Below are 13433 nucleotides of genomic sequence, written 5' to 3' on the forward strand. Positions count from 1 at the left end.
CTTCTGCTATCATCTTATATCCAGATTGCAGGGGTGAGGTGTGACTCATAGAGTCATGTCTCAGCTCCTTTTTTTGGTTATAGTAATAGGAATAAACTATTTTGATCTGTTTTCACTTGACGTTCTCATTTCCTTCTGGTAAATTAGTTCTTGCTAACAAATCGTAAATATTACGATTTAATCAAGGTAAATCGAAATGAGGATAAAGAGATGAGAAAAAATAGCTGGAAATATAGTATCGGAATGTTGCTAGTAATCGTGATGTTTACATTAACAGCATGCGGACAAACGAAAGAGCAAGATAAAACTGGGAAAAGTGATACAATAAAAGTCGTGACAACGTTTTACCCCATGTATGATTTCGCTAAAAATGTGGTAGGGGATGCTGGAGAGGTTCAATTATTGATTCCATCTGGAACAGAACCTCATGATTATGAACCAAGTGCTAAAGACATAGCGAAGATCACAGATGCAGATGTCGTTGTGTATAATAGTCACGAATTAGAAACGTGGGTCAAAGACGTTTTAGAAAATGTCGATGAGAAGAAAGTTGCGGTTGTTGAAGCGGCAGGGTCGATCGATTTGATGGAAGGTACAGCTCATGAGCATGATGGCGAAGAAGCTGACCATGACGAACATGACCACGATCACGAATTAGATCCTCATGTTTGGCTAGATCCCGTTTTAGCACAAAAAGAAGTTGAAGCAATTCGTGATGCGTTGGTGAAAAAATACCCAGATAAAAAAGAGACCTTTGAAAAAAATGCAGCAACTTATATTGAAAAGTTGAAAGGCTTAGATACAGAATATAAAGAAGCCTTTGCGAATGCTAAAAATAAAACGTTCGTAACACAGCATGCAGCATTTGGCTACTTAGCGAAACAATACGGTTTGATACAAGAATCGATTGCTGGTATTTCACCAGATCAAGAGCCTTCACCAAGCCGTTTGGCAGAGTTGAAAAAATATATCGAAGAGCACAACGTATCCGTGATCTATTTTGAAACATCTGCTTCATCAAAAGTTGCTAAAACATTAGCACGTGAAACAAATGTAGAATTGGCAGTGCTTAATCCGTTAGAAAGTATTACCCAAAAAGAACAAGATAATGGGGAAGATTATATTTCTGTTATGAAAGCCAATCTTGAAGCGTTGAAGAAAAGCATTAAGTAAGAAATTGAGGCGGAATAATGGTGTTGAGCTATTATTTCGGCCTTCAATTGTATAGTAGTCAAAGAAGGAGAATAGACATGCATTACCTAGAAGTCAAAGACCTCACATTTTATTATGATGATGAGCCAGTTTTAGAAGATGTTTCATATTATGTCGATCCAGGCGAATTTGTCATTCTCACTGGTGAGAATGGAGCAGCAAAATCAACATTGATCAAAAGTACATTGGGCTTATTGAAACCAACAAAAGGTGCAATCACGATTGCCAAAGAAAACAGTGCGGGTGAGAAGCTCAGCATTGGCTATATTCCACAACAAGTAGCTTCTTTTAACGCAGGATTCCCAAGTACAGTGATCGAACTAGTTCGATCAGGACGTTTTCCGCGTAATCGTTGGTTCAAGCCCTTAACCAAAAGAGATCATCAACATGTGGAAAAAGCACTCAAAGCAGTCGGCATGTGGGACATGCGCCATAAACGGATCGGTGAACTTTCTGGTGGACAGAAACAACGTATCAGTTTGGCGCGTATTTTTGCGACTGACCCTGATTTATTTATTTTAGATGAGCCAACAACGGGAATGGATGAAACGTCTAGGAATGAATTTTACCGCCTGTTACGGCACAATGCCCATGATCATGGCAAAGCGATTTTGATGATCACCCACGATCATGAAGATATCAAATCGTATGCGGATCGCCAAATTCGTTTAGTTCGGAAGGAGGACTCACAATGGAGATGTTTTCATATGAGTTCATGAGAAAAGCTTTTTTAGCCGCAACATTTATTTCGGTCATTGCACCAATGTTAGGGGTATTTCTTGTGATTAGAAGACAATCTTTAATGGCGGATACTCTTTCACACGTATCGCTAGCTGGAGTTGCTTTAGGGTTTTTCTTAAACTGGAATCCAAATATCATGACAATGGTTGTCGTGATTATTGCGGCAATTATTTTAGAATACCTACGAATGATTTATAGTACGTACTCAGAAATCTCGATTGCAATCTTAATGTCAGGTGGATTGGCGCTAGCTTTGGTGCTGATGAACCTGAGCGGAGGAAATTCAGCAGCCAGTATCCAGTCGTATCTATTCGGTTCGATTGTGACGATTACGTGGCAACAGGTCATTATTTTAGCAGTTCTGTTTGTGGTGTTAGTGATTTTGTTTGTCTTATTCAAACGGCCAATGTATGTTTTGACCTTTGATGAAGATACGGCTCATGTGGACGGATTGCCGATTCACTGGATGTCGATGCTATTCAACGTCATTACAGGTGTGGCGATTGCAGTGATGATCCCAATTGCGGGAGCGTTATTGATATCAGCGATCATGGTGTTACCAGCTGCCATCGGAATGCGGATCGGTAAAGGGTTTAATACGGTCATCATTATTAGTGTTATTATGGGATTGATTGGCATGCTAACAGGATTGACGGGGTCTTATTATTTAGAAACACCGCCAAGTGCCAGCATCACATTGATTTTTATCGGATTGTTTATTCTTGTCAGCATTGTCCGTAAAGGATTGATGACTTTGCAAAGAAATAAGAAGATGAGTCAGCGATAAATTCGCTTAAACTAGCGTAAGATAAGAGGAAAAACGAAAGTTTTTTCTCTTATCTTCTTTTTTGTTTCTTAAATTGCGAACTATTTTTTATTTTTGCTAAAAAATGCTCGATTTTTTTTGGAAAACACCCTATAATAGGGAACGATAGATTGTAAGGGCGTATCATTTATTTTACCTATTAAAAAAATGAAGAACAAACCTATAAAAAATAAGGGATAATCATTATTCTAATGAATAACAACCCTTAAAGGAAAGAGGAGAAGAAGTGACAGATTCTAAAATTCGGAGAAGCGAACGATTGATTGATATGACACAGTACTTGTTGGATCATCCCCATACTTTGGTTTCTTTGACCCATTTTGCACAGCGTTATAAATCAGCCAAATCATCGATTAGTGAGGATTTAGCGATTATTAAAAAAACATTCAAACAAAGAGGGACAGGTATTCTTGAAACGATTCCAGGAGCAGCCGGTGGCGTTCGTTTTATCCCAGAAATGCCATACGAAGAGTCAAAAGAATTGGTTATGGCTTTGTGTGACCGTTTATCAGAACAAGATCGTCTGTTGCCAGGAGGATATGTGTATCTTTCTGATCTATTAGGACAGCCGGAATTGTTGCGCCAAGTTGGGAGAATTATTGCTTCTAAATATTTAGGTGAAAAAATCGATGCGGTGATGACAGTGGCGACAAAAGGGGTGCCAATCGCACAAGCTGTCTCCTATTACTTGAACGTGCCGTTTGTAATTGTTCGTCGTGACTCAAAAATTACCGAAGGCTCGACGGTTAGTGTGAATTATGTTTCTGGATCATCTGAACGAATCGAAAAAATGGAATTATCAAAACGTAGTCTAAAACGTGGTTCAAGAGTCTTAGTCGTGGATGACTTCATGAAAGGCGGCGGAACCGTTAACGGAATGAAGAGCCTGATTGAAGAATTTGAGGCGGAACTTGTTGGGATCACCGTGTTTGCAGAGTCTAAATTTAAAGGACAACGTGCGATCGAAGATTATACTTCGTTACTTTATGTTGAAGACGTGGATACGCGCACGAAAACAATCAATGTTGTGCCAGGAAATTATTTTGATAAATAGAGGTAAGATCAGCTATCAGAAATGGTGGCTGTTTTTGTTGAAAAGGTGGGAATTTGCATTTAAATGAGCGGACAAATGATTGGTGTAAAATGAGAAAAAACAACGAGCTACTTATCAAGTGATAGTAGATAATGAATTGGTTTGTTGTAAAGAGATAAGTAGCTAGTTGAAATTCGCAGGTTCTGCATCCCTGCTCGTTTTTTACTTAACGACCCATCTTCCGCCAGGCGGATCGTTAAGAATACTGATGCACGAGAAACAAATCTTACATTGTACCATTCAATCGGGTAAAACAAGTAGAGCGTTTATTTCGTTATTACTTTCTTAGGACGGTTCATTATACGCGCATTGACTTAGCTGCCTTTCTAGATTGAATGGGAAATGTATGGTAGTGATCGATTCTAGTAACATCAGCTCGCAAGCACTAATTGGTAGAATGTAAATACGAAAATATCGTATTTAAAAAGGAGAAAGAAGTGCTTGCTGTTTATAAAAAGAGCGAAAAAAGACGGTATTAGCCACCAACTAATACCGTACAAAAGTGCAACAAATAACTACCAACTGCTTCAAATGAAACAAGAATTGTAAAAAGTACTAGTATTTCTTACAAAAATTGAGTAAAATGAAAGAGTCGATATGAAAATATTGACTTCGGCAACTTATATTATTAGTTTGTGCTGATAATATGAGGCTCTGTATTCGGGTTACCGCCCTTGTACAGAGTGCCTTTTTATTTTGTTTTTCGCTCTAATTACCTGATTTTAAACACAAAAAAATGATATTAGTCAGCTACTAATACCATGAAGCGTTCGTTAAATAACCATTCACTAACAGTATTGAGCAAGAAAAAAGAATGGAAATCTCTTCTTACTTTTAGTACAATAAGGGTAGTCGATAAGAAATTATTGGCGAGGCAACTTGTATTATTAGTTTGTGCTGATAATACAGGGCTCTGTTTTGAAGATTACCGTCTTCTGACAGGGCGCCTTTTTTTATTTTATGTTGTAAATTTATTTTAACTTAAAGACGTTAGAAGAGTCAATAGCATAGTGGGAAAGAATTCAAATAGTCAAAATAGTCTAGAAAAATGGACAAATTTGATAAAAATGGTGGAATTTTTAAATTTCACTTGCGTTGTTTGAAGTTCATTCATAGGCGAATACTTGAGTGGCTAGAAAGGACTGTTTAAAATTCTTTTTACCTTGATTATCGACTATGCGGTGATTAGTTTATTTTGGAAAATATTGGGAGAAAAATGAGTGTGTAAAAAGTAGGGATACAAATAAAAAACAGTCAAAACGCTTCTTTTTATGGGATAAACTGAAATAAAAGTAGTTGAGATGAATAAAAACATTTGGTAAGATTAGGTTGTAGATAGTTTAAAACAAAAAAAGCCTGATTGGCGTCAGACTTCTTTTACTACTAATTTTGATACATAACATAAATAATTAGGCTTGCAAAAAAACAAGTTGGCATTCCTGATTTAGTATCAAAAAAAGTATTGTATTACATACTTATTTCTTTGAACGACCACAAGATGCCTTCGAAAACTTCTTGTTGGTCTTTTTTTTGCTTCTACATCTGATTTTGGTTCTTTTGGTTTTATAATGTTCCCTGATTATTGATTCAGGGACATTTCTAAATAGTACCAAAACAAACAAAATCACAGAACCCCACAAGGGGAATCCAATGATGTGGCTAAGCAAAAAAGTACTTACTGATGTACTTTGTTTCATTCTGACCCTCACGTAATTTAGTTACCAAAGTGAGTTTACAATCATTTTTCATGTATCACACTCCATTTGATAGTATTAGGAGTGCTACTTGTTTTCATTGTTCAATCTAGAATAGATCGTATAGAATACTCTTTAAAAAAGTAGTTCAGAGAAGTTCTTTAGTGGATAAAAGGATTCTATAAGTTTCCAGAATGATTTACATGCTAATTTTGTAGATATATAGGAGACCTCTGAAAGTAATACTTTTTTTGAATTATTTCATAAATTTCACATTCTGAACGAACGCTTCCAACTCTTCTCTACGCTCGATAGTATGATTATATTTTTCACTGTCATAGCAAATATAATTTCCACGCTTTGTATACACGCCATCACCTGATTCTTTCACCTTAGACAAAAACATCGAAACTTCTGACGTTTCATGACAAATCGGGCAGATGCCTTTTTGGGTTGTAGGAGAAATCGTTCCGGAAACACCAACTAGCTGTCCATCGATTACAGCGAGAATAAATTTTTTCTGTTTCCAGCTATAAAATGATCAACACTTTCTAAGAAAGTCTTGTACTTTTCAACATCAGTTGATTTCATTCACTGTGTTTCAAAGCAAAAGTGAAGCGGGCTTGTTTAATCTTGACAGAAAGAGTTGATTTATCTGCGCTCTGTTCCATAAGTTAACGGTACTAGCATAATGTTCATCCATTATAACGCAAACACCCAAAATTATAAATTGGTATAGCAAAAAAGTAATTGGTTCAGTTGAAAAACCATAAAGAGTAGGCTAAACTAAAACATGGCGCTATTTTGAAAGTAACAGAAACGATTGAAAATAAAACAAATCTTAGGAGTGAAGCAATTGGAAAACAGATATGTCATCATCCTGGCTGCTGGTAAAGGAACACGCATGAAATCAAAACTTTATAAAGTGTTACATCCTGTCGCTGGAAAACCAATGGTGGAACACATCATGGATCAAGTAGAAAAAACGAATCCAAGTGAAGTTGTGACGATTGTAGGTCATGGTGCTGAGGCAATCAAAAGCCACTTAGGCGAACGTAGCCAATATGCTTTACAAGCAGAACAATTAGGAACAGGGCATGCCGTGTTACAAGCAGAATCACATTTAGCAGGAAAACAAGGCACAACTCTTGTGATTACAGGGGATACACCGCTATTAACTGCTGAAACATTGGCGAATTTGTTTGACTATCACCAAGGGAAAAACGCCAGTGCGACGATTTTGACCGCTCATGCGGAAGATCCAACTGGATATGGACGTATTATTCGTGATCATGTGGGCATTGTAGAAAAAATCGTCGAGCAAAAAGATGCGTCTGAACAAGAAGCTCGCGTTCAGGAAATCAATACTGGAACGTTTTGTTTTGATAATGAAGCATTATTTAATGCGTTGTCTAAAATCAATACGAACAATGCACAAGGGGAATACTATTTAACGGATATTATTGAGATTCTTAAAAAAGAAGGCAAGACCGTTGCAGCATATCAAATGGCGGACTTTGAAGAAGCGATGGGAATCAATGATCGTGTGGCTTTAGCTGAGGCTAATAAAATCATGCACCGCCGCTTGAATACGATGCATATGAGAAATGGTGTATCATTTGTTGATTCTGATTCAACCTATATTGACGAAGGCGTTGTAATCGGTTCAGATACTGTGATTGAAGCTGGTGTTCATTTAAAAGGGAAGACAGTAATCGGTGAAGATTGTATGATCGGCGCACATTCAGAGATCGTTGATAGTGTGATCGAAGATAACGTAAAAATTACACAATCAGTTGTTGAAGAAAGTATTATTCGCAAAGATGCGGATATAGGGCCATTTGCGCATATCCGTCCAAAAGCTGAAATCGGGGAGCGTGTCCATGTCGGTAACTTTGTAGAAATCAAGAATGCGACCGTGGCAGAAGATACCAAAGTGGGGCATCTAACTTATGTTGGTGATGCGGATTTAGGGAAAGATATTAATGTTGGTTGCGGTGTAGTTTTCGTTAATTATGATGGAAAAGACAAACATCGGACAACGGTTGGAGATCATGCGTTTATCGGGTCGGCAACAAACTTGATTGCACCTGTGACTGTTGCAGCGAATTCAGTTATCGCAGCAGGTTCAACAATTACAGAGGATGTGGCAGAGTTTGACTTAGCGATTGCTCGTGCAAGACAAGTGAATAAAGAAGGGTATGGGAAAAACATGCCTTATATGAATAAAAAAAATAAAGAATAAAAAAGAAGGTGAACGCTGATGTTTTGGCGTTCACCTTCTTTTCTTGTCATACGGTAGAGTGTTGTTTTTGAAAGATGTTTCCAACATAAAATAAAAAATGATACATATTTTTATAGTTATCATTCTCTTTTTGTGTCATAATTAAATATAAGTGTGACATTAGGGTGATAATGTATTTTTTATCATGGAAAAGGAGTGAAATGTATGGCATACCATACCTATGAATTCTTAAAAAAACGACGAAATGATCCTAAATGGCGGTCAGCATATATTTCTGCAAGAAATAAAAAAATTATTTCTTTTTTAGTCTTGGGAAATATCATTCTTTGGGGTGCTATTTTTTGGCGATATATTGAGCGTAATAACATAGATGTGATGAGTTATCTGAATGAGCTTCAACAAAGAGTTCTGGATCGTTTAAACGAACTTTATTGAGAAGAGAATTAATGGAAAAATAAGAAGAGGTTGGGACAGGAGTTGCTTCTGCGCCCACCGTTTGTTCGGTTACTAAGAGCCTGAAACATAACCTTTTTAGTTATGTCCCAGGCTCTTCTTATTTTATCCGATTTTCCGTTTTCGATTATAGTCATACAAACCATAACCAGAAAGACCAATAATTAGTGAACCTAAACTACCATAAGCGACAATTGTTTCACCCATTTTCGGATAGTCCGCTGTTTTTCCTGCAGGTTTGGCTACTTTTACTTCGTCTGGTTTCGTTTTCATTGGATCTTTTGGATCTGGAGTTGGTACAGGTTCTGGTTTGTTTTTCTTATTGAACTCAGCTTCTGAAATAGAAATGATCCGTTCGCCTGGAAAGGCTTCTTTGTATTGTGCAAGATCGATAGTTGTTGCGGCATTGTATAGACGCAGGTTAGTTCCTTGTTTTAGATGATCGATGAAGATGGTATCTAAAGAAGGGCCTTCTTCACGTTTTCCACCTAACATATCGTAGCCATCGCCGCCTGCAGCTAAGAAATCATTCGTTGCCATATGATAAATTGCGTTTTCATCAATCGGTGCAAATTTTCCGGTCGTCCGGTCTTGAATCTCAACTTGTAAAACCCGTTCACCAACAATAGTTTTATCTGTACCGTTGCCTTCATCTGCGGGCAGTAGAGAGCCTTTTTTTGTTGAGTCGTAATGGACGCGAATCGTACTTGAAACATGAAGAAAACCTCCATTTGCACCTAGTTTTGGCTGCTTGTAATCGTCTAAAATAATGTCACCATCTGCATCTTTTTGCGCCATTGAACGAAGAGAAAGCTCAAACATTTCTTTGATTTCTGCTCCAGTAACGTCGATTTGAGAGATACTATTACCAAACGGCATGACCGCAATAATGTCTCCTAATGTCACTTTACCTGGTTCAATAGTTGCCCGAATACCACCGCCATTTGTGACAGCGAAATCCGTTTTATTTTTGAAACCATGCTGTCCATAAGTCAACATCGCATCGCCAATCAGATTTCCTAGATTTGTTTCTCTAGTCCGAACATTATCGCGTTCTCCGTTAAATTGATAAGGGTTATTTTCAATCACAACTTCTGATCCCCATGCTTCAAAGTTTGCTCTGGCTTGATCGACTAACGCTTTGACAGCAGGATCTTCTTCTAGATTTGCTAACGTTTGCGCTGGAGTTAATGAAGCTATTTTTTTGCTAATATCTGTCAAGTCAACGTCAACTAAGCCAACGTTGTTTAGATAATTTCCAGTTTGAGTGTACATTACGTTACCAAATTTTTTTCCGCCGTCAACAGCAGTATGTGAATGTCCGTCCAAAACAGTAATAGACAAATCGGGAAATTCTTTGCTTAATGTTTCAGCTAAAGTATCGCCACGCCATTCATGTGGAGTGGTTTCGTCAATTCCTAAATGACCTGTAACGACATAAGCGGTGATTGCTTCTCCTGAATTTTTGATGTCATTGATTGCTTTTTTTGTTTCAGTGATCGGATCTGCAAACGTCACATTTGCTACATTATTTGGATGGGTTTTTGTTGCCGTTTCTGGTGTGGTTACGCCGATAATGGCATATTTTTCGCTACCTTTTTCAACGACTGTAAAGGGTTCAAAAACGAGCTCTCCCTCTTTAAATGTATTATTAGATAGGATTGGGAAGTTTAATTCATCTTTATAGTCCAAAGCAGTGTCCAAGCTAAAATCAAATTCGTGATTTCCCACCGCCATTGCATCATAACCAACTTCATTCATCACTTTGACCATGTCTTTGCCTTTAGAGAAATTAGAAATCGGTAGTCCTTGGAATGCATCTCCTGCATCAATCAAAAGATCAGGATTTATGGCGTTTTTATAGGTTTTCAGACGTGCCATTCCTAAGACATCTTTTCCATTTCCTTCTAACCGACCATGAACATCATTGGTATGCATGATCGTGATCGATTCTGAATCAGGCTGGTAACCTGCATTTAGTACATCTTGTTTTGTGATTGGCTTGACATTAGGTGTTCGACCGTCAGCAGCAGGCGTTGTATGCAACGTACCATCGTTGACTAATTGGACGGCCAATTTCCGCCAGTTGTTAGTAAAATGATAGCCAATCACTTCCCAGTTATGCTCGATTTCTTCTGCTGGATCAAGGATTTGTTTGTTGCGAATATAATCCGCAATCAATCCGCGCAGTGTTTCAGGATCGGTGGATTTGATTGGTTCCTCTGTAACAAGCCCTTGTGTTAGTAAGCCTTCGTAACGATAATTATTCATAGCAATCGTATAGTTTGTAGTAGGATCAATGGGTTTCCCTTCGATTGTTGGGTTGATGATGCGTTGTCCACTTGGTTTAGAAATATCGATCTTATAAGAAACACCTGAAAAAATATCGTAGTTATACACACGGATTTTTTCATTAAAACTGATCGTTAAATCGTCTGGTCCTGGTGTATTATAATAATCTGCCTGACTTTCCATATACTTTAGCAGATTTTCTCCAGTAATATGGACACTGATTAGTGTATTTGGGTATTTATAAATATCAAAAATAGTGGAATACGAAATATCTCCTGCATTTAATTTACTGTCTGCTTTAAAAAGTGCAGAGGCAGCAAGCTGTGCCCCAGTTGCTTGTCGTTGCACATTGTTGATTAGAGAAATCATCGCTGTGGGACGAAGTTGAGCTTCAGGAATTCCATTTACTTCCTCAACGGGTAAGAAATCACCAGTCGCTGTTCCGATTTTTTCCGAGATAAATTCTCTTGTTTTGTCATGGTATTCTTTTGTTTCTGCTTTTAAGGCTTCGTCTGCTGGAACAGTCTTAGTATTTACGATAGCAGCATCACTGTTTTTGACGTGCCATTTGGCATCAATTTTTTCGACATCAAGGTCGATTTTAATCATTTCTGTTCCAGTATCTTTAGGACCAGCAACTGGAACAAGTCCATTTGGTCCTTGGATCTTCTCTGCGAAAGAGCGGTGATCATGACCCAAAATATAGGCATCGATACCAGCTACATTATTGATGACTTGATCAGCACTTGCAGAGAGATCAGTATTTTGACGGCCAGCATGTATCGAAGCGATGATAATATCCGCTTGATCTTTCAACTCAGCTACCGCTTTTTCGGCCTCTTCTTTCAATGGATTGAAATAGAGACTATCCACTTTAGCGCCGTCCCACAATGGAATTTGAGGTGTGGTTAGACCAATGATCCCGACAGTTAAATCTAAAGTACCATCGTTGTCTAAATCTATTTCCTTTTTCGTTGTGCCGCCAACAAATCGGTTGTCTGTTTCTTTTACATATGTGTTAGCAGATAGGATTGGAAATTCGGCTTCGGTATCGAGCTTTTTGATCAAGTCCAATCCAAAGTTAAATTCATGGTTTCCCAAAACCATGGCATCATATTTCATGTAATTCATGGCTTTGATCATTGGATTTGGCTGATCGATCAATGGTGTTTTATTATACAAATCATCTGTTAAAATTGTTCCTTGGTTCATATCGCCGTTATCAATCAGAATTGTACCATAAGGATTTTCTGACCGAATATTTTGTACAACGGAACTAACTTGAGAAAGTCCCACAGGTGTTTGTTTGTCATCTTCATATGACCAATCCCATAGCTGACCGTGAACATCTGAGGTACCTAAAATAGTCAGTCGCTGTGGTGTTTCCATCTTATTAGTTGGAGTGGTGGTATCTTGTTCTTCCGAAGTTGTGCTTGAAACAGTAGAATTTTCTGGTTGTGTTGTTTCTGTCGCTTGTTGTTCGATCGCCAATGCAGTAGTGGCAGTGGTACCTGCAAGTAAAATTGAAACCATCAATACTTGTAACCCAAGTTGTACTTTTTTCAAAACAGACTTTTTCACAAAATTCCTCCTTCTTTGCTGAAAAATGATAATACGCTTTCATTGTTGTATCTATTTAAATAGTAATATATATCTTGTGTATTGTCATTAGAAAATACACCCATTTTTTTAAAAGGAAAGGACAAAATCCACATATTTTGCCAGCTTTTATTTTTTTCCTATGAAGATGAGCTGATTTTTATTAGAAAATCGTATTAATTTAGAGGAATGCCTCAAAATCACTTGATTTATTTTGAAAAAGTGACTACTATTTATAAGGAGACTATTGTTCAGTAAAAGAAAGTGGAGGTCCTCATGTCAAAACATTATTTTGATCCTAGATTGAAAATCTTTTCTCTTAATTCAAATCGTCCATTAGCGGAAAAAATCGCTGCAGCTGTCGGTGTAGAATTAGGAAAATCTTCTGTCACTCAATTCAGTGATGGTGAAATTCAAGTAAATATTGAAGAAAGTATTCGTGGTTCTCACGTTTATATCATCCAATCAACAAGCAGTCCAGTTAATGATAATTTGATGGAATTGTTGATCATGATCGATGCCTTAAAACGTGCTAGTGCAAAAACAATCAACGTTGTAATGCCTTATTATGGTTACGCACGTCAAGATCGTAAAGCGCGTGCTCGTGAACCGATCACAGCGAAACTTGTAGCAAATATGCTTGAAAAAGCAGGAGCAACTAGAATGTTGACATTAGATTTACATGCCGTTCAAATCCAAGGATTCTTCGATATTCCAGTAGATCATTTGATGGGTGCTCCGTTGATTGCAGATTACTTTATGGAACATGGCATTCAAGGCGATGACGTTGTTGTTGTGTCTCCTGACCATGGTGGTGTGACACGTGCTCGTAAACTTGCGGAATATTTGAAAGCACCGATTGCGATCATTGACAAACGCCGTCCGAAAGCGAATGTTGCTGAAGTAATGAATATTATTGGACAAGTAGAAGGAAAAATATGTGTCTTGATCGATGACATGATCGATACAGCTGGGACAATTTCATTAGCTGCTAATGCGTTACAAGAAGCTGGTGCAAAAGAAGTGTATGCTTCATGTACACACCCCGTTTTATCAGGACCTGCTTTACAGCGTATTCAAGATTCTGCAATCAAACGTTTAGTGGTAACAGATTCAATCTATCTATCTGATGATCGCAAAATTGATAAAATCGATGAGATTAGTGTGGGTGAATTGATTGGTGATGCGATCAAACGTATCCACGAAAACAAACCTGTTAGTCCATTGTTTGAAACGAAACGTCGTTAAAATAGATAATGAAAAATAGAGACCTGAGCG

The 13433-nt window shown here is 37.8% G+C and carries 8 protein-coding genes; 7 read left to right on the forward strand and 1 reads right to left on the reverse strand.

The window, feature by feature from the left end; genetic code table 11:
* Positions 1-210: 210 nt before the first annotated feature.
* The 6 genes from BCR22_RS01595 to BCR22_RS01625 all read left to right on the forward strand — a co-directional run bounded on the left by BCR22_RS01595 (position 211) and on the right by BCR22_RS01625 (position 8246).
* Entirely contained in the window at positions 211-1173 is a 963-nt protein-coding gene (locus BCR22_RS01595) for a metal ABC transporter substrate-binding protein (protein WP_069653259.1), read from the forward strand.
* Between the two features lie 77 nt (positions 1174-1250).
* On the forward strand, positions 1251-1931 hold the full coding sequence (locus BCR22_RS01600) for a metal ABC transporter ATP-binding protein (protein WP_069653260.1): 681 nt from the start codon (positions 1251-1253) through the stop codon (positions 1929-1931).
* Positions 1904-2740 (forward strand): metal ABC transporter permease, encoded by an 837-nt coding sequence (locus BCR22_RS01605; protein WP_069653261.1) that lies wholly within the window; start codon positions 1904-1906, stop codon positions 2738-2740. Before BCR22_RS01600 ends, BCR22_RS01605 begins: the two co-directional genes overlap by 28 nt.
* Positions 2741-3005: 265 nt before the next feature.
* Complete coding sequence (purR, locus tag BCR22_RS01610; RefSeq protein WP_083241719.1) at positions 3006-3833, forward strand: pur operon repressor; 828 nt, start codon at positions 3006-3008, stop codon at positions 3831-3833.
* A gap of 2589 nt (positions 3834-6422) precedes the next feature.
* Complete coding sequence (glmU, locus tag BCR22_RS01620; RefSeq protein ID WP_069653262.1) at positions 6423-7811, forward strand: bifunctional UDP-N-acetylglucosamine diphosphorylase/glucosamine-1-phosphate N-acetyltransferase GlmU; 1389 nt, start codon at positions 6423-6425, stop codon at positions 7809-7811.
* Between the two features lie 204 nt (positions 7812-8015).
* Complete coding sequence (locus BCR22_RS01625; protein WP_069653263.1) at positions 8016-8246, forward strand: hypothetical protein; 231 nt, start codon at positions 8016-8018, stop codon at positions 8244-8246.
* Between the two features lie 123 nt (positions 8247-8369).
* On the opposite strand, the gene BCR22_RS01630 is transcribed toward BCR22_RS01625, so the two are convergent.
* A complete protein-coding gene (locus BCR22_RS01630; RefSeq protein ID WP_083241720.1) occupies positions 8370-12137 on the reverse strand; it encodes a 5'-nucleotidase C-terminal domain-containing protein in 3768 nt (1255 codons plus the stop codon).
* 294 nt (positions 12138-12431) lie between these two features.
* Here BCR22_RS01630 and BCR22_RS01635 point away from each other — a divergent pair, with 294 nt between their 5' ends.
* Positions 12432-13403 carry a ribose-phosphate diphosphokinase gene (locus BCR22_RS01635; RefSeq protein ID WP_069653264.1) on the forward strand — a complete coding sequence of 324 codons (972 nt, stop codon included), beginning with the start codon at positions 12432-12434 and terminating at the stop codon, positions 13401-13403.
* Positions 13404-13433: the final 30 nt, after the last annotated feature.

Source organism: Enterococcus plantarum, from assembly GCF_001730295.1.
GTDB classification, from domain to species: Bacteria; Bacillota; Bacilli; order Lactobacillales; family Enterococcaceae; genus Enterococcus_L; species Enterococcus_L plantarum.